This window comes from Rhizobium sp. ERR 942 (assembly GCF_007828395.1).
Taxonomy (GTDB): Bacteria; Pseudomonadota; Alphaproteobacteria; order Rhizobiales; family Rhizobiaceae; genus Rhizobium; species Rhizobium dioscoreae.
Window position 1 is genome coordinate 42,085 of the sequence record NZ_VIUA01000005.1, and the last position, 20,425, is coordinate 62,509.

A 20,425-nucleotide genomic window follows, 5' to 3' on the forward strand; every position below is an offset into this window, starting at 1 on the left:
CTATGGCTACCGTTAAAGTCGATACCTCCAACTTCGCCACCGAAGTGCTGCAGTCTGCAGAGCCTGTCGTCGTTGATTTCTGGGCCGAATGGTGCGGTCCGTGCAAGATGATCGCCCCGGCTCTGGAAGAGCTCGCCGTGCAGTTCGAAGGCAAGGTCAAGGTTGCCAAGCTCAACATCGACGAGAATCCGGAACTGGCCGCCCAGTTCGGCGTTCGCTCGATCCCGACGCTCGCCATGTTCAAGGCTGGCGAAGTCGCTGACATCAAGGTCGGCGCCGCTCCCAAGACGGCCCTGCAGAGCTGGATCTCCAGCGCAGCCTAATCGGTATCGATTGTATGGAACAAGAGCCCCGCTTCGGCGGGGTTTTTTGTTGGTCGGAGAGCACAGGCCATCTTCTCCCTTCGAGGCTTCGCGCATGGGCCGCCGCCCTGATCCTTCGACAGGCTCAGGATGAGGTGGAGCGAGTTGCCAAGCAGGTGAGGAGCGGCCCTCATGGTGAGGAGGCCCGCAGGGCCGTCTCGAAGCACGAGAGCAGGTGGTGAGTAACAACCCCGCCGGAATTACCGCGGCGGCGTGCCGTTGTCGGCAAGAACATCGCCGACCAGATAGAGGGAACCGCCGATCAGGATGCGCGGTGCCGGCGAATTCGCCCCAGTCATAGCCTTGATCGCATCCAGCGCCTCGCCCACAGTCGACATGGGCTCTGCGATCAGACCGGCATCGTAGGCGGCATTCGCCAGGATGACCGGATCGACCATGGCTTCGCTGCCGCGAATCGGCACGCAATAGACTTTCTCCGCAAGACCGGCAAAAGCCTTGAAATAGCCGATTGGATCCTTGGTGTTGATCATTCCAATGATCAGGAATAAGGGCCGCGGCTGACGCTCTTCAAAATTGGCCATGGCCTCGGCGATGACTTCGCCGGCGCCAGGATTGTGGCCGCCATCGATCCAGATCTCGGCGCGTTCGGGCGCATTTGCCACCAGATCGCCTTCCGTCAGCCGCTGCAGGCGGCCCGGCCATTCGACCGATGTCATCGCCTTTTCCATCATCGCTTCGGTGACGACGAAACCAGCGGCCTTGACGGCGCGGATGGCGGCAGCGGCATTGCCATATTGGTGACGGCCCGGCAGCCGCGGCAGCGGCAGATCGGCCAAACCGAACTCGTCCTGATAGACCAGCTTGCCATATTCCTCATGGGCGGAAAAATCCTGGCCGAAGACGGCGGTCGGGCAACGAAGCCGCTCGGCCGTGGAGATCAGCACGTCGAGCGCGGCATCATAGTCCTGATGGCCGATGACGACGGGATGGCCCGGCTTCATGATGCCTGCCTTTTCCGCTGCGATCAGTTCGACGCGGTCGCCGAGATAGGGCTGGTGATCGAGCGAGATCGGCATGATGACGGAAACGGCCGGATCGGAAAGGACATTGGTGGCATCGAAACGGCCGCCAAGTCCGACCTCGATGATCGCGACATCAGCCGGATGCTCGGCAAAGAGGAGAAAGGTCGCGGCCGTCAGGATTTCGAAGACGGTGATCTTCTGCCCCTCATTCGCCTTGGCGATGCGCCTGAGCACATCGGCGAACACGGTATCGTCGACGAGCCTGCCGCGGCCACCCTTGACGCCGATACGGTAGCGCTCGTGCCAGTTGACGAGATGCGGCGAGGTATGGACATGGACGCTATAGCCACCCGCTTCGAGCAGCGCACGGCAAAAGGCCGTCACCGAACCCTTGCCATTGGTGCCGGCGACATGGATCACCGGCGGCAATTTCTGGTGGGGATTTCCGAGGACGTCGAGCAGGCGGGTTATTCGTTCCAGAGACAGATCGAAGCCCTTGGGATGCAATCCCATGAGCTTCTCGATCTCGCGTGCTGCCTCGCTCATTGCGGACTGATCCATAGACGTCATCCCGCACCTCCGCCCGTCGGCAATCGATGATGTCAGGCGCTCGCTGCTATCGCCAGTGCCGCGCCATTCTTGTTCTTGACCGATACGTCGTTTGCCGGCGCCTTGGTCAGGATCTTCAGAAGCGTCGCCAAAGTGTCCGGAATGTCATGACGCTTGACGACCATGTCCACCATCCCGTGCTCCAGCAGGTATTCCGAGGTCTGGAAGCCCTCGGGAAGCTTTTCGCGCAGCGTCTGCTCGATCACGCGCTTGCCGGCAAAGCCGATTTCGGCGCCGGGTTCGGCGAGATGAATGTCACCCAGCATGGCGTAGGAGGCCGTGACGCCGCCGGTCGTCGGGTTGGTCAGAACCACGACGTAGGGCTGGCCAGCTTCCTTCAGCATGTCGACGGCGACCGTCGTGCGCGGCAGCTGCATCAGCGACAGGATGCCTTCTTGCATGCGGGCGCCGCCCGAAGCCGGGAACATGACCAGCGGACACTTTTCGGCGATAGCGCGCTCGAAAGCCTTCACGATGGCTTCGCCGGCGGCCATGCCGAGCGAACCGCCGATAAAGTTGAATTCATGCACGACAGCCACGAGCTTCAGACCACGGACCTTGCCGAGGCCGGCAAGAATCGTATCCTCCTGCTCGGTCTTGAGGCGACTGTCCTTCAGGCGGTCGGTATATTTCTTCGAGTCGCGGAACTTCAACGGGTCCTGCGCGACCTTCGGCTGCGGCAGGGCTTCGTATTCACCATTGTCGAAGAGATCGGCAAGACGGGCTTTGGCCGGCATCTTCATGTGGAAGCCGGATGCGGGGATGACCCACTTGTTCTCTTCCAGATCCTTATGGAAGACCATTTCGCCCGTTTCCGGGCACTTGATCCAGAGATTCTCCGGAACCTCGCGACGGCCCAGCATGGAATTGATCCGCGGGCGGACGTAGTTCGTGATCCAGTTCAATTCGAAACTCCTAATCGACCGAATTAATCGATATCCTAGTCGTCACCAAATGCCCATAGGGCTTTTCCCTCAATCCGCAGGGGATTGCTGAGAGGCCTATATGGGGAAACTATTCGGCGGCAACAAGGCGGGCGGAACGCGTTCCCGTCGACAGGCCGCGCACCAGGGTGGCGACAGCCTGGATGGTGTCTGCCGTTGCCTTGCCATCCTTCGTGAGGCTGGTGGCAATCTGATTGACGATCGCGGTACCGACGACGACGCCATCGGCGGCAGCGCCGATCAGCTTAGCGTGCTCGGCGGTCTTGACGCCGAAGCCGACGCAGACCGGCAACTCGGTGTGCTGCTTAATGCGCTTGACGGCGCCCGACACTAGCGACGGATCCGGCAGCGCCGAACCGGTGATGCCGTTCATAGAGACGTAATAGACGAAGCCGGTCGTGTTCTTCAGAACCGTCGGCAGGCGCTTCTCGTCGGTGGTCGGCGTTGCCAGGCGGATGAAGTTGATGCCCTTGCGGATCGCCGGAATGCAAAGCTCGTCATCCATTTCCGGCGGCAGGTCGACGACGATCAGGCCGTCGATGCCGGCAGCCAGCGCATCATCGAGAAACCTTTCGACACCGTAGATGTAGATCGGATTGTAATAGCCCATCATCACGATCGGCGTATCGGCATCGACTTTCCGGAAATCGGCGGCGAGCTGCAGGGTCTTCTTCAGCGTCTGGCCGGCCTTCAGGGCGCGCTGGCCGGCAAGCTGGATCGCGGGACCGTCGGCCATGGGATCGGAAAAGGGCATTCCGAGTTCGATAACGTCGGCGCCGGCTTCCGGCAGCGCCTTCATGATGCCGAGGGAGGTCTCGTAATCGGGATCGCCGCCCATGAAATAGGTGACGAGTGCCGGGCGGCCTTCAGCCTTCAAAGCGGCGAAGCGTTTGTCCATACGTGCGGTCATGGCGTCTAACTCACATTCCCAGAATCTTGCCGACGGTGAAGATGTCCTTGTCACCACGGCCGGAGAGGTTCATCAGGATGATCTCATCCTTGCCCATCTTGGGGGCGCGCTTGATCACTTCGGCGAGCGCATGGCTCGGCTCGAGCGCCGGGATAATGCCTTCGAGGCGCGTCAGCGTCTGGAAGGCTTCGAGCGCCTCATGGTCCATGATCGGCACATATTCGGCGCGGCCGATATCGTTCAGCCAGGAATGTTCCGGGCCGATGCCGGGATAATCGAGGCCGGCCGAAATCGAATGACCTTCCTTGATCTGGCCGTCGCCGTCCTGCAGCAGGTAGGTGCGGTTGCCATGCAGCACGCCGGGCGAACCGGCGGTGATGGAGGCGCAATGCTCATCACCCTGCAGGCCCTTGCCGCCGGCTTCGACGCCGACGATCTTGACGCCCTCGTCATCCAGGAACGGATGGAAGATGCCGATGGCATTCGAGCCGCCGCCGACAGCCGCTATGACGAGATCCGGCAAGCGGCCTTCGGCCTCCAGGATCTGCGCGCGGGCTTCGGTGCCGATCACGGCCTGGAAATCGCGAACCATTTCCGGATAGGGATGCGGGCCGGCGGCCGTACCGATCAGATAATAGGTGTCGTCGACATTGGTGACCCAGTCGCGAAGGGCTTCGTTCATCGCGTCCTTCAGCGTGCCGCTGCCGGCCGTTACCGGAACAACCTCGGCGCCCAAGAGCTTCATGCGGAAGACGTTCGGCGCCTGGCGCTCGACATCGGTCGCGCCCATGTAGACGACGCAGGGCAGGCCGAAGCGGGCGGCAACCGTCGCCGAGGCCACGCCATGCTGACCGGCGCCGGTTTCAGCGATGATGCGGGTCTTGCCCATGCGCTTGGCGAGCAGGATCTGGCCGATGCAGTTGTTGATCTTGTGCGAGCCGGTGTGGTTCAGCTCTTCACGCTTGAAGTAGATCTTGGCGCCGCCAAGCTCGGCCGTCAGGCGCTCGGCGAAATAAAGCGGGCTGGGACGGCCGATGTAATGCGTGCCGAGAGCCTTCAGCTCTGCCTGGAAGGCCGGATCGTCCTTCGCCTTCGCCCATTCCTCCTGCAGATCCAGGATCAGCGGCATAAGCGTTTCGGCTACGAAACGTCCGCCGTAAATGCCGAAACGGCCATCCTCGTCGGGGCCGGAGCGGAAGGAATTGAGTTTAGGCGTCTGGTTCACTTTCTACTCCCTGCTGCCGGTTCCGGCAGACATGCTTCTGCAAAAGCGTCGAAAAACTGGTCGATCTTGCCGAGATCCTTCACACCAGGCGCACTTTCCAGCGCCGAGGAGAGATCGATACCGCTGGCATTGGTGGAGGCCAGTGCCTCGGCGACATTGTCCTTGTTGACACCGCCGGACAGCATATAGTCCACCCGATCGTCGACCCAACTCATCAGGCTCCAATCGAAGGATACGCCATTTCCGCCCGGCAGCTCCGAACCAACAGGCGGCTTGGCGTCGAACAGGAAGCGGTCGGCAATGCCGATATAGGATTCCACCCGCTTTAGATCGTCGGCGTCTCGCACCGACATGGCCTTCATGACCGGGACATTATAGACCGCTTTGATGGTCAAGACACGCTCGGGGCTCTCATTGCCGTGGAGCTGCAGCATATCCGGCTTCACCAGCGACATGATCTCATCGAGATCGTCATTAGTCGGGTTGACCGTGACGGCGACAACCTTCGCCTTGCCGCGCGCGCGCTCGGCAAGCTCGCCGGCGAGATCCGGCTCGATATAGCGCGGGCTTTTTTCAAAGAAGATAAAGCCGATATGGGTAGCACCGCGCTCAAGAGCACGATCCACCGCCTCCGGCGTCTTCAGACCACAAATTTTGATATCGGGGTTCATGGCAGCGGAGTGACACGAAATTTCGCAAGAGTCGAGCCTAAAGGCGACGTTGGCGGGATTTTTGCGTGGCTCCAAGGCCATCGTATATGAAATAGAAAGTGCCCCTCACCCAGCCCTCTCCCCGTTTTGACGGGAAGAGGGGCAATCTGGCAAAACTCCTTCGCCCCGCGTGCGGGGAGAAGGTGGACTCGAACAGTTGAGCGAAGCGAACTGTGAGAGGACGGATGATGGGCCAACCTGCCTATATGCGATTGCCTTGCGCACCTCTATGCAGCTCAATCAAAATCAATCGCATGCAGCTGGCTGCCGTGGCGCTTCAGCCAGGCTTTGGCCTCGTCCATATCGGGGCAGAGTTTGCGGCAGAGCGCCCAGAAGCGCGGGCCATGGTTCATTTCGCGCAAATGTGCGACTTCGTGGGCGGCGAGGTAATCGATGACCAGGGGCGGCGCCATGACGATGCGCCAGGAGAAGCTCAGGTTCCCTTGCGAGGAGCAGGAGCCCCAACGGCTGCGGGTATCCTTCATGGTGACGGACGTGACGCTGGCGCGGATGGCCTTGGCGTGGACAGTCACGAGCTTTTCCAGATCGGCGCGGGCCTCTTTCTTCAGGAAAGTGGCGATGCGGCGGCCGGCATGTTCCGGCATGCCGCTGACGCGCAGCACCGGAACGCCCTCGACGACGATGGCTTCGGTGAGGCCCCGCAAGGTTCCGGTGTGCTCGATCCGGTGGCGCACGCCGCGCAGGAGGATTTCGCTGCCGCCGCGCAGGCTGTTGTCGACGGAGAATTTCGCGAGCTTGGTCAGCAGCCAACCCTGATGCCTATCGAGGAAGGCATTGACCTCGCGTGCCGCGAGGCCACGCGGGATGGTCATCTTCAGCGATCGCCCGCCAGGCTCGATCCGGAGCGTGATGCGGGTGGCGCGCTCGTGCTGGCGGATCGTCAGGGGCATCAACCGGCCGGCAACATCGAGCGTACGCGTTTCCGGTGCGGCCACCTTGGCTTGCGGTTTGCGGGGTCTGGAGAGCAGCGGAAACATGAGGCAGTTTTATATGATTCGCGGGGATTTCTGGCAAAGAAAAACCGGCATCGAGCGATGCCGGTTTTGACCTCGTGACGGAACTCCCGTCACGGCGTCTTGAACTCGGTTGGCGAGCCGCCATTGTCATTGCGCTTGACGCTGTTGCGCTCGCGCATGAAGCGGTCGAATTCTTCCTGATCCTTGGCGCGGCGCAGTTCGCGAGCATAAGCATCGAATTCGGCGCGCATTTCGTCCAGCTTGCGGCGCTCCTGTTCGAGGCGCTCAAGCTCTGCCCGGCGCCAGTCGTCGAAGGCGACGTTGCCGGTGGAGGAAAAGGAATGGCGATGACGATTGCGATAGCGTCCGCAGCCAGCAAACATGCCGTCGGTCCTTTCATTCACATCCCGTTTGAATTCCCGCAAACGTTCTCCGAAGAGAATATATGCGAGCATGGCGAAGCCAAGCGGCCAGAAGACCACGAAGCCAAGCACCATCAGGGCAATAGTAGCCGGAGTCCAATCCGGGCGAAGCAATGCAGATTGGTTCATTGTCAGGTATCCTCGCACGGCGCATTGCCCCTCGACCGACACCGGTCAATGGTCAGGCTTCTGCGCGGTTTTTAAAGCTCTACCTGCATCTCAGCGCGTTCCAAGGACGCGCGGCGCGGTAAACGGCCCGATCATCTCTGCGGTACCGCCGGAATCGAGATGGTAACCTGTTCGTGAGGCTTCAATGGGATCGCGTGATGGAATCGGACAAGTGCTTGAATCGGCGCGAATAATTCAACAAAAGCTAATATTTTGCATAGTAGGGCAGTTCGGCTCATCAACAAGTTCCGAACCGCCCTATCTATTTGATCTTACTTCTTTCAAGCGGATTTTCCGCCCTTGATGACCCGCTTGACCACCGACCGGCCGGTGCGGGCATGTTCGCGGGTAAAGGCCAGGATGCGCGGCGCAATTTCGCGGCGGAAGCGCGAGCCGTTGAAGACGCCGTAGTGGCCGACATCCGGCTGCAGGTAGTGCATGCGCATATGGTCGGGGATATTGTTGCAGATGGTCTGCGCCGCATGCGTCTGCCCGACGCCGGAGATATCGTCGTTTTCGCCTTCGACGGTTAGAAGCGCGACGTTGCGAATAGCTGAGGGATCGACGCGCTCGCCGCGATGCATCAGCTCGCCCTTTGGCAGCGCATGCTTCATGAAGACCTGATCGACCGTCTGCAGATAGAATTCCGCCGTCAGATCCATGACCGCCAGATATTCGTCGTAGAAATCGCGGTGCTTCTCCGCCGGTTCGCCGTCATTCTTGACGAGGTGCACAAAGAAGTCCTTGTGCGCGATCATGTGTCGGTCGAGGTTCATCGACATGAAGCCGGAAAGCTGCAGGAAGCCGGGGTAGACCGGCCGCATGAAGCCCGGCTGCGGCCAGGGCACGTTCATGACCACATTGTCGGCGAACCATTCCAGCGGCTTTTCCTTGGCAAGCTGGTTGACCGCCGTCGGATTGATGCGGGTATCGATCGGGCCACCCATCAGCGTCATGGATGAGGGTGCCAGGCGATCACCCGCCGCTTCCATCACAGCAGCGGCGGCCAGGACAGGCACCGACGGCTGGCAGACGGCGACGACATGCGTATCCGGCCCGAGGTGGTGCAGCATCTCGATGACGTAATCGATATAGTCGTCGAGATCGAAGGTGCCTTCAGTCATCGGCACCATGCGGGCATCGATCCAATCGGTGATGTAGACATCGGCACCCGGCAGCAGTGCTTCCACGGTGCCGCGCAGCAGCGTCGCATAATGGCCCGACATCGGCGCGACGATCAGGATGCGCGGATCGGCGCTGTGGCCGGCGGGCAGGCTGCGCTCGAAATGGATGAGATTGCAGAAGGGCTTCTTCCAGACGATCTTTTCGTGAACCGAGACCGGTTTGCCGTCGATCACCGTCTCCGGAAGGCCGAATTCCGGCTTGCCGTAGCGCCGGGTGGTGCGCTCGAAAACTTCGAGACTGGCCGTCAAGGTGCGGCCGAATACCGTATGCGAAAGGGGATTAAGGGGATTGGCATAGGCCAGGCGCATCATGTCCGCCGCGGCGCGAAAGGGTGCGAGAGCGGCGTGATTGAGTTCGTAAAACTGATAAAACATGGGGCTTTACCTTTCGTGATGCGAGGGCATTCGGCCGCGCAGATCACCTAAATCATTGAAGCGCACGCGCCTTGCGTGTCGCTGCCTTCACTGCTGCGCTCCTCCGGTCGCGCTGTGCAGCAGGATAATGACGGCTCCTCGTGCGCGATCATTATCCTTCCTATGATCCAACCTAGCAGTTTTTGCTGCAGAGCAACATAACTACAATTGGTTCTTATCGATAAAAAACGCCGGAGAATTGCTTCCCCGGCATCAAGAATGATCTCAAAAGGTTAAAGTTCCTGAGCTTCGCACGCCTTATGCGTCGGCCAGGAAGGTCTGGCGCTGCGTGCCCAAGCCTTCTATGCCCAGCTCAACGACATCGCCCGGCTTCAGGTACTGCGGCGGCTTCATGCCCATGCCGACGCCCGGAGGCGTGCCGGTGGAGATGACGTCGCCGGGATGCAGCGACATGAACTGGCTGAGATAGGAGACGAGATGGGCAACGCCATAGACCATGGTCCTCGTCGAGCCGTTCTGCATCATCTTGCCGTTGACCTTCAGCCACATGCCGAGATTCTGCGGATCGGCAATCTCATCCTTGGTGACCAGCCAGGGGCCGATCGGGCCGAAGGTGTCGCAGGACTTGCCCTTGGTCCACTGTCCGGAGCGCTCGGTCTGGAAGGCGCGCTCGGAGACGTCGTGGGAAACGCAGTAACCGGCGACATAATCAAGCGCATCGGCTTCGCTGACATATTTTGCCGTCTTGCCGATAACGACGCCAAGCTCGACTTCCCAGTCGGTCTTTTCGGAGCCGCGCGGGATCAGCACATTGTCGTTCGGGCCGACGATGGCCGAGCTTGCCTTCATAAAAATGATCGGCTCCGGCGGCACGGTCGCGCCGGTTTCGGCGGCATGATCAGAGAAGTTCAGGCCGATGCAGATGAACTTGCCGGTGCCCGCAACGCAGGCACCGAGGCGGCCTTCCGGCAATTCAGGCAGGCTTTTCGGATCGAGGGCTGCGATCTTCGCAAGACCTGCCGGCGAAATGGCCTCACCGCCGATATCGGCCACGTGGGCGGACAGATCGCGGATCTTGCCGTCGCTATCCAGAAGCGCCGGCTTTTCCTTGCCGACTTCGCCAACACGCAACAGTTTCATGGATTTTCCTTCCCTGCATCTTCAAAGACGATATTACTCTTACGATAAAATTGCCGGCACCATATATGAACGAGTTATTCACCAGTGTCACCAATCGATTTTGAGGAGCCTAGCACGGCTCGGCTCTTCGCGCCGGAAAAACAGCTTTTCTAGTTCGGGGATAATGACCTGGCGATTTCGACGATGGCATCGAAAGCCATATTGATGTCATCAGCCGTCGCCTCAAACTGGCCGGCCTGAAAGCGGATGACCAACCTGCCGCCAACGCGGGTCTGCGTCAGATAGATGCGGCCATCATTGTTGATGGCATTGAGTAGCCCCTGGGTGTGGCTTTCCTGATCGATACCCTCGGGCGCCTTGTGATCGAAGGAAAACAGCGATAGGAACGGTTCGGTGACGATTTCGAAATCGGGCTCGGCGGCGAGACGCTTAGCCAGATTCTGCGACCAGGACACATGATTTCGGATCATCGTCCGCAATCCTTCCAGGCCGTGATAGCGCAACAGGAACCAAAGTTTGAGCGCGCGGAAGCGGCGCCCAAGCGGCACCGACCATTCCGAGTAATTGATGATACCGTCATGGCCATGCGTGCGGAGATATTCGGGCTGGATCGCCAGCGTGCGGACCAGCGTCTCCGGCTCGCGCACGAACTGGACGGAGCAATCGAATTGCGCGCCGAGCCATTTATGCGGGTTGAAGACGACGGAATCGGCATGCTCGACGCCGTGCCACAGGGTGCGGAACTCCGGGCAGATCATTGCCGAGCCAGCCCAGGCGGCATCGACATGGACGTAGAGCCCATGCGCATGGGCCACCTTAACGACAGCGGCGATATCATCGCAGGCACCGACGCTGGTGCCGCCGACACAGGCGATGACGCCGGCCGGCAGCAGTCCAGCAGCGCGATCACGCTCGATCGCATCGGCAAGTGCTTTCGGATCCATGGCTTTGTTGGGACCACCAGAGGGAATCCGCACCAGATTTTCCTGCCCGACCCCGGCAATCCAGATGGCGCGGTCAATGGACGTATGGACCTGATCGGTCGAATAGATGCGCACCGCTTTGTTGGCCGCAAGTCCGCGTTTGTTGCCCTGCCAGTCCAGCGCTCTTTCGCGCATCACGAGGACGGCGGCAAGCGTTGCTGTCGAGGCGGAATCCTGAATGACGCCGGTGAAGCTTTCCGGCAGACCGAGGGCCTGCCGCAGCCAATCGACAACTTTCGTTTCAAGCTCAGTGGCGGAAGGTGACGTCTGCCAGAGCATGCATTGAGCGGCGATGGCGCTGACCAGATATTCGGCAACCACCGAGACGGGAGCGGCGTTGGCTGGGAAATAGGCAAAGAAGCGCGGGTGCTGCCAGTGCGTCATGCCGGGCACCAGGATATCCTCAAAATCTTTGAAGATATCCTCCATCGCTTCGCCCGATTCCGGTGGAGAATCAGCTATATGCGCCGATATTTCGCCCGGCGCCATCTTCGCCCGGACCGGCCTGTCACGAAGCGACGCGCGGTAATCCGCGCCCCAATGTGCCGCTTTCTCCGACCACTGCCGGAACTCTTCCCAGTTCATGACGATCCTCCCTGATCCATCGAACGAGGGGACCTTAGACCGGTTTTGGAACTCGGTCGAGTATCAGAACAGCTCGTCCAGCGCCGGTCCGAGCGGCACGATACCGGTGGGATTGAGCGTCGAAATCGAGTAGTATCCGCGCTTGATATGATCGAAATTCACCGTTTCGGCAACACCCGGCCAATCGAGCATCCGGCGACAGAAGGACTGGAGATTGGCATAGTCCGACAGCCGGCGGAGATTGCATTTGAACAGGCCGTGATAGGCGACGTCGAAACGGACGAGCGTGACGAAGAGCCTGATATCGCTTTCGGTTGGATGCCCGGTGAAGAGAAAGTCCTTGCCCTCTAATTCCGTCTCGACCTGATCGAGGCAATCGAACACCTCATTGAAGGCCTCTTCATAAGCAGTCTGCGTCGTTGCAAAGCCAGCGCGGTAAACGCCGTTGTTGAGCGCGGGATAGATCCGGGCATTGAAGCTGTCGATCTCGTCCCGCTTGCCGGCCGGATAGAGATCGATCTCGTTGCGGGCAAGATCGCCGAAGCCGTCATTCAGCATGCGCAGGATATCTGAGGACTCGTTGTTGACGATCGTGCCATTCTGCTTGTCCCATAGGACTGGCACCGTGGCGCGGCCGGTAAAGTGAGGATCGGCCTTCGTATAGATTTCATGCATATAGGTAGCGCCGTTTATAGGGTCCTTTGTCGCGCCGGGATAATCGCCGAACCGCCAGCCCTGATTGGAGAGCGCCGGCTCGACCACGGAAACCGAAATAGCCTCTTCCAGCTCCTTCAGCTTGCGGCCGATCAGGGTACGCGACGCCCAGGGGCAGATCAGCGCGACGTAGAGGTGATAGCGGCCAGCTTCCGCCTTGAAACCGCCCTCGCCCGTCGGCCCCGGCCGGCCATCCGGCGTCACCCAGTTGCGGAAGCTCGAAATCTGGCGAACGAAACCGCCCTTCTCATCCTTGGCCTGGACAGGCTGCCAATCCTCAGTCCATTTTCCATTTACCAGCAAGACTCTATCTCCGCGTCGCACACGTTCCTATCGACGCTCAGCATAGCGAAACAGAATTTCACCGGAATAACGCAAACTTGAAACAGACTGTCTACCTGGCGAATGTAGATGCCTCTATGTATCAAACAACGCGTTTGCGAACAGGTTTATCGGAGAAATCCCATGGCAAAATCCGTTTCCCACGTCAGGACCGACCATGCCAGTCGCTATCTCCAGCAGCTCTGCAAGCATTGGAGCCATCGCTTCAGCGTGGAATTCGATGCGGCTGTCGGCAAGGTGCCGTTCAGCGCGGAAACTTTCCTCGATCTGGCAGCCGAGCCCGGCACCCTCGTCATGACGCTGACGGTCGAAAAGCCTGAAGACCATGAGCGCATGCAGAACGTCGTTGCCGACCACCTCAAGCGCTTCGCCTTCCGCGAGGAGCTTGACGTGAGCTGGACTGCTCCAGTTTAAGTTTCCGTCCCTTTCATAACCAGCCAACGGCCAGCTTCGACCGCCCACGGCCAATCATCTCCAAGGAAAGAAGCCCTCATGACATCAAGCAACAGCCGCGAATCCCAATATCCGATCGATAAGCTCTTTCTCGACCGCTGGTCGCCGCGCGCCTATTCCAACGAGGCGATGCCGGAAGCAGACCTGCTGACCATTCTGGAAGCAGCGCATTGGGCACCTTCCGCCTCGAACCTGCAGCCCTGGCGCTTCCTCTATGCGCTGCGCGGCTCGGAACATTGGGATCGGTTTTTGAGCGTCCTGATCGACTTCAATCAAGGTTGGGTGAAATCCGCCGGCGCGCTGCTTTTCGTCATTTCCCGCACCCACAGCGGCGAGCTTGGTTCGGCCGAACAGAAGCCGAGCTACAGCCATTCCTTCGACGCCGGAACGGCTTGGGGTTTCCTGGCAATACAGGCACATTTAGCCGGCTATGAAGCCCATGGCATGACTGGCTTCCACGTCGAGAAATCCTATGAAGTCCTCGGTATTCCGGATGGCTTCCGCGTCGAAGCGGCCGTCGCGATTGGCAAGATCGGTGACAAGAACCAGCTTCCGGAAAAGCTGCGCGAGCGCGAGGTGCCGAGCCAGCGCAAACCACTTTCGGAACTTGCTTTCAACGGCACCTTCATCGCCAAGTAACCGATGAAAAGAAAAGGGCCCGCCGAAACGTCCGGCGCGCCCTTTTTGCATGTGATGTAAACGATCAGATGTCGAGATTGGCAACGCTCAGCGCGTTATCCTGAATGAATTCGCGCCGCGGCTCGACCTCATCGCCCATGAGCCGGGCAAACAGACCGTCGGCATCGGTCGCATCCGTGACCTTTACCTGCAGCAGCGAGCGCACGTTCGGATCAAGCGTCGTTTCCCAGAGCTGCTCGGCATTCATCTCGCCAAGACCTTTATAGCGCTGCAGCGTCAGCCCCTTGCGGCCGCTGGCAAAGATCGTGTCCAGTAGCTGGCGGGGACCGGAAATCTCCGTCTCGCCATCGCGGCGAACAAGCTTCGGCGGTGTGACATAGACTTCCTTCAGCCGCGAGCCGAGCTGGTCGATCAGGCGGGCATCCTGTGAACCGATGAGCGCCATGTCGAGGAAGACGACTTCCTTGACGCCACGCACCGTGCGCTCGAAGCGCAGGCCGCCCTCGCCGGTCACAGCACCGCTCCAACCACGTTCGGTTTCCTCGGCGATGACGTCGAGCCGCTTGGCAACGTCGTTGACGAGCGCTTCCGCCCGCGTGGGATCGCTGACCATTTCGGCGTTGAGGGCCCCTGCGATTGCAGCCTGTTCGACCACGGCGCGATTGTAGCGGGAATGCAGATTATCGATCAGCGTGCGCAGGCGCAGCGCATCATAGATCGCTTCGCGCAGATCCTGGCCAGTACGGACTTCGCCGTTGCCGAGGCGCAGGCTGGTATCTTCGGTGCCCTGGCCAATGAGATACTCTTCCAACGCCTTCTCATCCTTGACATATTGCACCGACTTGCCGCGCGTCACCTTATAGAGCGGCGGCTGGGCGATGTAGAGATGGCCGCGCTCGATGAGATCGGGCATCTGCCGGAAGAAGAAGGTCAGCAGCAGGGTGCGGATATGCGCGCCGTCGACGTCTGCGTCCGTCATGATGATGATCTTGTGATAGCGCAGCTTTTCGGCGTTGAATTCATCCTTACCGATGCCGGTGCCGAGTGCGGTGATCAGCGTACCGATTTCCTGGCTCGACAGCATCTTGTCAAAGCGGGCGCGCTCGACGTTCAGGATCTTGCCACGCAGCGGCAGGATGGCCTGGTTTTCGCGCGAGCGGCCCTGCTTGGCCGAACCGCCTGCCGAGTCACCCTCGACGAGGAAGACTTCGGATTTGGCGGGATCGCGCTCGGAGCAGTCGGCAAGCTTGCCGGGCAACGAGGCAATATCCAGTGCGCCCTTGCGGCGCGTTAGTTCGCGCGCCTTGCGGGCGGCTTCGCGAGCCGCAGCAGCTTCGACGACTTTGCCGACCAGAACCTTGGCTTCGGACGGATGTTCTTCGAGCCAAGTGCTGAGGGCTTCGTTGACCAGGCTTTCGACGACCGGACGAACCTCAGAGGAAACCAGCTTGTCCTTGGTCTGCGAGGAGAACTTCGGATCGGGAACCTTAACCGACAGCACGGCGGTCAGGCCTTCACGGCAGTCGTCGCCCGTCAGCGTCACCTTCTCCTTCTTGGTGATGCCAGACGAATCGGCATAGGAGGTGATCTGACGCGTGAGAGCCGCGCGGAAGCCGGCCATATGGGTGCCGCCGTCGCGCTGCGGAATGTTGTTGGTGAAGCAGAGCACATTTTCGTGGTAGCTGTCGTTCCACCACATCGCCACTTCGACAGTGATGCCGTCCTTCTCGCTGCGGATCGACACCGGCTTCTGGACGAGCGGCTTCTTGGCGCGATCGAGATAGGAGACGAAGGCTTCCAGGCCGCCGTCATAGAGCATTTCTTCCTGCTTGACGTCGGAATGCCGCTTGTCGGTCAAGAGAATGCGGACGCCGGAATTCAGGAAAGCGAGTTCGCGCAGGCGATGCTCCAGCGTTCCGTAATCGAATTCCGTCATGGTGAAGGTTTCGGCACTCGGCATGAAGCTGACTTCGGTGCCGGTGGCTTCGCCGGCATCGCCTGTTACCTTCAGCGGCGCGTCGGCAACACCGTGGGTAAAGCTCATCTCATGGATCTTGCCCTGGCGGCGGATCTTCAGGCGCAGCCAGACGGAAAGCGCGTTGACGACCGAAACACCGACGCCGTGCAGGCCGCCGGAGACCTTGTAGGAATTCTGGTCGAACTTACCGCCGGCGTGAAGCTGGGTCATGATAACTTCAGCCGCCGAAACACCTTCGCCGCTGTGAATATCCGTCGGGATGCCGCGGCCATTGTCCGTGACGGTAACGGAGCCGTCGGGATTGAGCGTCACCGTCACGATATCGGCATGGCCGGCCAGGGCTTCGTCAATTGCGTTGTCGACGACCTCATAAACCATGTGATGCAGACCCGAGCCGTCATCCGTGTCACCGATATACATGCCCGGACGCTTGCGCACGGCATCAAGGCCTTTCAAAACCTTGATGCTATCTGCACCATATTCGGCATTGCCGCCATTATCGGTAATATCGGTCATTTTATTGAAGTCTTTCCAGCGTTTAGAGAATATCGCCGATCCCTTGCGAATCAGCGGTTTTTCCTAGCCTGAATATAGGATGTTTCACCCTGAAGTTCCAAACGGAAGGCCCCGAAATCAGGTATAAAACAGGGGATTAAGGCGGTTTTCAGCTGGTTTTTCCGGCATTTTCCAGAACCTTTGACAGTTCGCGGATCGTTGCCGCGTCAAGGTTGCGGATCTTGCCCGCCAAGTGGTTGACAAAGGCCGTATATTCCGGTGCAAGCCCGGATGTATCGACGACAACGCGCGGGTCGGAAAATCGTGCGAGCAGGAACAATTCCTCGGCCTCGTCCCAGATAATGTTGAAATAGCCGGCGATGCGCTGCAGGAGATCGAAGGTTGGCAGACCACGCTTTCCGTGTTCTAAGGCGGATAAATAAGCCGGAGTCACGTTCAGCGCAGCCGCCATCTGCTTCTGCGAGACGCCCTTGCGCAGGCGCAGCTTGCGAACCGCTTCGCCGAACGGGGTCAAGGCTTCTCCCCTTTCAGGCGCGACAGGCGAATATAGAGCGCACCTTCGCCGCCATGATGCTGCGCTGCCGTCTCGTAGGAAGAAATCAGGAACCGGAATTCAGGTTTGGAGAACCACAGCGGCACGGCACGCTTCAGCGCCCCCTCGCTGCCCATGGAGCTGCCCTTACCTGTTATGACGAGCACGTGGCGCAGGCCGCGGCTATGGGCGCGCATCAGGAAATCCAGAAGCATGCCATGGGCCTCGCTCTGGAAGAGGCCGTGAAGGTCGATCCTCGCCTCCAGCGCCAGATGACCCTTCGCGATCTTGCGTTTGACGGGACGTTCGAGCGGATGATGACGACCGGCGGGCTGCTTGGCCGGCGCCGGGGCTTCCTGCGTTTCAGCCGAGGGAGATACGGGTTTCGTCTTTGCAGCCCGGGTGCGTTCCTCGCTTTCGGCTTCTGCCTGCAGTGCGGCTTCGAAGGCCTCGATATCAGCCACGCGCCCTGGCATAGGGCGCGTGCTCTTGGCGACCTTACCCCAGAGGATGCGATCCTCCGCGCTGAGCTTTCGTTCCTTGTCCTTCCGTTCCGGGGCCATCAGCCGAACCTCTGCGCCGCCGCCTTCGGAATGAGTATATAAAAATCGGCATCGTTGCGCACGGTGCCGGCCAGCTCGCCTGCATCGTAGCCCGAACCGGTAAAGATATCCCCGCGCGCCGGCCCGACGATAGCGGAACCCGTATCGAGCGCCAGCATCAGCCGGGCGAAGGGCTTGCCGGCATCGAGATGGGTCAGGCTTTCAGACCGAATGAAGAAGGGAAAACCGAAAGTGTGAATGAGCCGGTCGACCGCAAGAGAACGGCCAGCCAGCAGCGGCACCTTCGCCGCTGCAATCGGCCCGAGAGCGGGATCGCTGACATCGGCCTCACGGAAGAAAATATAGGACCGATTGTGCCAGAGGACTTCATCGACCTGCTCCGGATGTGCGTAGAGCCAGTCGCGGATCGTCTGCATGGAGATCGTCGTGCGATCCAGCAGCCCACGGTCGATCAGCAAACGCCCGACGGCCGAGAAGGGATGACCAGCCTTGGCGGCATAGGTGATGCGGCCGAGGCGCCCGTCCGGATAGCGCAGACGCGCCGCGCCCTGTACATGCACGAAGAAGACGTCGACCTTGGATTTCGCCCAGGCGATTTCCAGCCCCTTGCCCTCGAGATAGCCCCGATCGATCTCGCCGCGGTCTGGATAGGTGGAAATTGCGCCACCCTGAAGCCTGCCGAACATGTAGGACGGATCAATTTCGGCGGGCCGGTTGCTATCATCCAAATCGATCAGATCATCCGGTCTGCGATAGAAGGGGTACCGATAGGTTCCGTCTGGCACAGCCGAAACGGCTATTTCCGGCTCGAAGAAAGCGGTCACGAAACCACTGGCACCGTCATCCCGGCGAATGAAGAAAGGCTGGCAGTGCTCCTCGAAAAAAGCACGGGCTTCTGCCGCATTGCGCGGTTCCTTCCCTTCTGCGGCATCGAGGAGCGTCAGGAGATCGTCGGCCGTCAGTCCCACCGCACCCGTGCGATAGGGCTTCACATCGCAGATGTGAGTGCGACAGTCCTTCATGGCGCGAAAAAGGCTGGAAGGATCGTCCTCCTCCCAGCCCTTCAGATTGGCGAAGGTTACCGGCTCCAGCCTGAATTCCTGCGATGGGCTCGTCATTGTTCCGATTCGGTCGCCACGAGTTTCCAGTTCGGATCGCGCGAACGTGTGTCGCGGGCAAAGGTCCAGAGGTCGCTGATCTCGGCAACAGCTTCAGCATCGCCATCGATCAAGGTGCCAGCTTTGTCGTAGGTGGCAGAGATCATCTGGCTGATGATGCGCATGGTGATCAGGGCATCCGTGCCTTTCACTTCGGCGGTGACGATATCGGCCTTGTCGATGCCGACGAAGGTCGATTTGACCTTTTCACCCTTGGCTTCGCGATCGGCGATGGCGGCATCGAAGCCCTCATAGACCTCACGCGACAGCAGTCCCTTCAGCGACTTGCGATCGCCCTCGGCAAAGGCCATGACGATCATCTCATAGGCCATGCGGGCACCGTTGACGAATTCCTTCGGATTAAAGGAAGGATCGGCTTTGCTCACTTCGCGCAGCGAATCATTAAGCGGCGTGCCGGCCGGGGTGAAGGCATCGATGGCGGCAAAACGGTCTTCCTCTTCGGTGCCATCGCGCCGCGGCAAGGTCACCACCTTGCCGGCATCCGGCGGCGTCGGGCCGTTTACCGGATCTGCGGAGCCGTAGAGATCGCGCGGCGGCTTCTCATTTCCTGTGCGGCGGCCAAGAACGCTGCGCAGCTGAAAGAAGATCAGCACCGCCGCCACCAGGAAAAAGATCGTCACAAAGTCGTTTGCACCCATCTCGTATCGGAACCACCGTTAAAAATTGAAAGATCAGTCCCCATATAGTCCGCATCGATCTATCATTCAAATAGCGGCCCGGTTTCTTTATTATATGCGAGAAACCAACGCTTACGCGAAGAAACCCGCTCTCAGGACCACCGTAACATGCGCCTATCACTTCTTCCTATCGTCGTTTTTCTGATGCCTCTGGCTGAAATCGCCGGATTTATCGTCGTCGGAAAGATGATCGGCGTCTGGGCGACACTGGGGCTCGTCATCCTCAGCGTATTACTCGGTGCCGCTCTTTTGAGGATACAGGGCATCGGTATTCTTCAGCGCATCTCGGCCGAAAGCCGCAACGGCGGCGATCCCGGCCGCGAGATGGTGCATGGCGCCATGATCGTCGTTGCCGCCTTCTTCCTGATGCTGCCCGGCTTCATCTCCGATATCATCGGCTTGCTGCTTTTCATCCCGGCCGTACGTGATCTCGCCTGGCAGGTTTTGCGCAAGCGCATCGTCGTCGTCGGCAATTCGCGGGCGTTCCGCCGCGGGCAAAGCCCGGGCGCCGGACCGCAAGGCCGGCCGAACAAACCCGGAAACGTCGTCGATCTCGACGAAGGCGATTTCCATCGGGAGCCGAACCGCAACTCGCCCTGGTCGGATCAAAAGCGGCTGGAAGACTAGACAACGGCCTCCGGAGCGCCGGAGCCATAAGGGTTGTAAGCCCCTTTTCTAAATGCTAGATGGCGACACCCATCGAGACGTGAGAGGACACCCCCATGGCCAACGAGACCAACGGCAACGGCGCAGCCAGCCCGAGCCTCAGCATCCTTGCTCAGTACACCAAGGATCTTTCCTTCGAAAATCCGGGTGCTCCGCGCTCGCTCCAGGCCCGGGAAAATGCTCCCGACATCAATATCAATGTGAACGTCAACGCCAACCCGCTGTCGGATTCCGATTTCGACGTGGTCCTGACGCTGAGTGCCGAAGCCAAGGATGGCGAGCGCGTTCTCTTCCACACTGAGCTGGTTTATGGCGGCGTCTTCCGCGTGACCGGCTTCCCGCAGGAACACATGCTGCCGCTGCTCTTCATCGAATGCCCGCGCCTGCTGTTCCCCTTCGCACGTCAGATCATCGCCGACGTCACGCGCAATGGCGGCTTCCCGCCGCTGATGATCGACCCGATCGATTTTGCGCAGATGTTCACGCAGCGCATGGCCGAAGAACAGGCCCGCGCCCAGGTTTCGGCCGTTCCGAACTGAGCCTGAATTTTTCCTTTTCCAGAAACCAAAATGCCCGGATCCACGTCCGGG

Annotated in this window: 21 protein-coding genes; 5 read left to right on the top strand and 16 right to left on the bottom strand. The window is 59.9% G+C overall.

What is annotated here, in order from left to right:
- The first annotated feature begins 2 nt into the window (after window positions 1-2).
- The gene (gene trxA / locus FBZ97_RS20310) at window positions 3-323 is read left to right on the top strand and encodes a thioredoxin (protein WP_069613933.1); all 321 of its coding nucleotides are present in this window, start codon (window positions 3-5) and stop codon (window positions 321-323) included.
- 239 nt (window positions 324-562) lie between these two features.
- Here trxA and FBZ97_RS20315 read toward each other — a convergent pair whose 3' ends face one another.
- The 11 genes from FBZ97_RS20315 to FBZ97_RS20365 form a co-directional block, all read right to left on the bottom strand.
- Entirely contained in the window at window positions 563-1,915 is a 1,353-nt protein-coding gene (locus FBZ97_RS20315) for a folylpolyglutamate synthase/dihydrofolate synthase family protein (protein ID WP_246661816.1), read from the bottom strand.
- A gap of 32 nt (window positions 1,916-1,947) precedes the next feature.
- Window positions 1,948-2,859, bottom strand: a complete 912-nt coding sequence (gene accD / locus FBZ97_RS20320) for an acetyl-CoA carboxylase, carboxyltransferase subunit beta (protein ID WP_069613931.1) — start codon at window positions 2,857-2,859, stop codon at window positions 1,948-1,950.
- A gap of 109 nt (window positions 2,860-2,968) precedes the next feature.
- A complete protein-coding gene (trpA, locus tag FBZ97_RS20325) occupies window positions 2,969-3,808 on the bottom strand; it encodes a tryptophan synthase subunit alpha (RefSeq protein ID WP_113352871.1) in 840 nt (279 codons plus the stop codon).
- Between the two features lie 10 nt (window positions 3,809-3,818).
- Window positions 3,819-5,033, bottom strand: a complete 1,215-nt coding sequence (gene trpB, locus FBZ97_RS20330) for a tryptophan synthase subunit beta (protein ID WP_113352870.1) — start codon at window positions 5,031-5,033, stop codon at window positions 3,819-3,821.
- A complete protein-coding gene (locus FBZ97_RS20335) occupies window positions 5,030-5,704 on the bottom strand; it encodes a phosphoribosylanthranilate isomerase (protein ID WP_145321700.1) in 675 nt (224 codons plus the stop codon). The genes trpB and FBZ97_RS20335 overlap by 4 nt, the downstream gene beginning before the upstream one ends.
- A gap of 275 nt (window positions 5,705-5,979) precedes the next feature.
- On the bottom strand, window positions 5,980-6,741 hold the full coding sequence (locus FBZ97_RS20340; RefSeq protein ID WP_113389652.1) for a SprT family zinc-dependent metalloprotease: 762 nt from the start codon (window positions 6,739-6,741) through the stop codon (window positions 5,980-5,982).
- Window positions 6,742-6,830: 89 nt separating this feature from the next.
- Window positions 6,831-7,271: a DUF2852 domain-containing protein gene (locus FBZ97_RS20345; protein WP_113333416.1), complete on the bottom strand. Its 441-nt coding sequence runs from the start codon at window positions 7,269-7,271 to the stop codon at window positions 6,831-6,833.
- 320 nt (window positions 7,272-7,591) lie between these two features.
- Window positions 7,592-8,869 carry a polyhydroxyalkanoate depolymerase gene (gene phaZ, locus FBZ97_RS20350; protein WP_145321702.1) on the bottom strand — a complete coding sequence of 426 codons (1,278 nt, stop codon included), beginning with the start codon at window positions 8,867-8,869 and terminating at the stop codon, window positions 7,592-7,594.
- 297 nt (window positions 8,870-9,166) lie between these two features.
- Window positions 9,167-10,009 carry a fumarylacetoacetate hydrolase family protein gene (locus FBZ97_RS20355; RefSeq protein ID WP_113333418.1) on the bottom strand — a complete coding sequence of 281 codons (843 nt, stop codon included), beginning with the start codon at window positions 10,007-10,009 and terminating at the stop codon, window positions 9,167-9,169.
- Between the two features lie 149 nt (window positions 10,010-10,158).
- Window positions 10,159-11,577: a pyridoxal-dependent decarboxylase gene (locus tag FBZ97_RS20360; protein WP_145321705.1), complete on the bottom strand. Its 1,419-nt coding sequence runs from the start codon at window positions 11,575-11,577 to the stop codon at window positions 10,159-10,161.
- A 63-nt stretch (window positions 11,578-11,640) separates the two neighbouring features.
- On the bottom strand, window positions 11,641-12,594 hold the full coding sequence (locus FBZ97_RS20365) for a glutathione S-transferase family protein (protein WP_145321707.1): 954 nt from the start codon (window positions 12,592-12,594) through the stop codon (window positions 11,641-11,643).
- Between the two features lie 162 nt (window positions 12,595-12,756).
- On the opposite strand from FBZ97_RS20365, the gene FBZ97_RS20370 reads away from it, so the two are divergent.
- Together FBZ97_RS20370 and FBZ97_RS20375 are read left to right on the top strand one after the other, a co-directional pair.
- A complete protein-coding gene (locus tag FBZ97_RS20370; RefSeq protein ID WP_145321709.1) occupies window positions 12,757-13,047 on the top strand; it encodes a DUF2218 domain-containing protein in 291 nt (96 codons plus the stop codon).
- Window positions 13,048-13,125: 78 nt separating this feature from the next.
- On the top strand, window positions 13,126-13,725 hold the full coding sequence (locus FBZ97_RS20375) for a nitroreductase family protein (RefSeq protein ID WP_113389657.1): 600 nt from the start codon (window positions 13,126-13,128) through the stop codon (window positions 13,723-13,725).
- 64 nt (window positions 13,726-13,789) lie between these two features.
- Here FBZ97_RS20375 and gyrB read toward each other — a convergent pair whose 3' ends face one another.
- The 5 genes from gyrB to FBZ97_RS20400 all read right to left on the bottom strand — a co-directional run bounded on the left by gyrB (window position 13,790) and on the right by FBZ97_RS20400 (window position 19,130).
- Entirely contained in the window at window positions 13,790-16,219 is a 2,430-nt protein-coding gene (gene gyrB, locus FBZ97_RS20380; RefSeq protein WP_113352863.1) for a DNA topoisomerase (ATP-hydrolyzing) subunit B, read from the bottom strand.
- A 148-nt stretch (window positions 16,220-16,367) separates the two neighbouring features.
- Window positions 16,368-16,733 (bottom strand): helix-turn-helix transcriptional regulator, encoded by a 366-nt coding sequence (locus tag FBZ97_RS20385; RefSeq protein ID WP_145321711.1) that lies wholly within the window; start codon window positions 16,731-16,733, stop codon window positions 16,368-16,370.
- Window positions 16,730-17,314 carry a Smr/MutS family protein gene (locus FBZ97_RS20390; protein WP_145321713.1) on the bottom strand — a complete coding sequence of 195 codons (585 nt, stop codon included), beginning with the start codon at window positions 17,312-17,314 and terminating at the stop codon, window positions 16,730-16,732. Before FBZ97_RS20390 ends, FBZ97_RS20385 begins: the two co-directional genes overlap by 4 nt.
- The gene (locus tag FBZ97_RS20395) at window positions 17,314-18,432 is read right to left on the bottom strand and encodes a murein transglycosylase A (protein WP_145321716.1); all 1,119 of its coding nucleotides are present in this window, start codon (window positions 18,430-18,432) and stop codon (window positions 17,314-17,316) included. The genes FBZ97_RS20390 and FBZ97_RS20395 overlap by 1 nt, the downstream gene beginning before the upstream one ends.
- Window positions 18,429-19,130, bottom strand: coding sequence for a Tim44/TimA family putative adaptor protein (locus tag FBZ97_RS20400; protein WP_113333427.1), 702 nt, complete (start codon window positions 19,128-19,130; stop codon window positions 18,429-18,431). Before FBZ97_RS20400 ends, FBZ97_RS20395 begins: the two co-directional genes overlap by 4 nt.
- A 147-nt stretch (window positions 19,131-19,277) precedes the next feature.
- Between FBZ97_RS20400 and FBZ97_RS20405 the strand changes: the two genes are divergently transcribed.
- Both FBZ97_RS20405 and secB read left to right on the top strand, forming a co-directional pair.
- The gene (locus FBZ97_RS20405; protein ID WP_113333428.1) at window positions 19,278-19,796 is read left to right on the top strand and encodes an FxsA family protein; all 519 of its coding nucleotides are present in this window, start codon (window positions 19,278-19,280) and stop codon (window positions 19,794-19,796) included.
- Window positions 19,797-19,891: 95 nt separating this feature from the next.
- Window positions 19,892-20,374 carry a protein-export chaperone SecB gene (secB, locus tag FBZ97_RS20410; RefSeq protein WP_069613913.1) on the top strand — a complete coding sequence of 161 codons (483 nt, stop codon included), beginning with the start codon at window positions 19,892-19,894 and terminating at the stop codon, window positions 20,372-20,374.
- Window positions 20,375-20,425 lie beyond the last annotated feature (51 nt).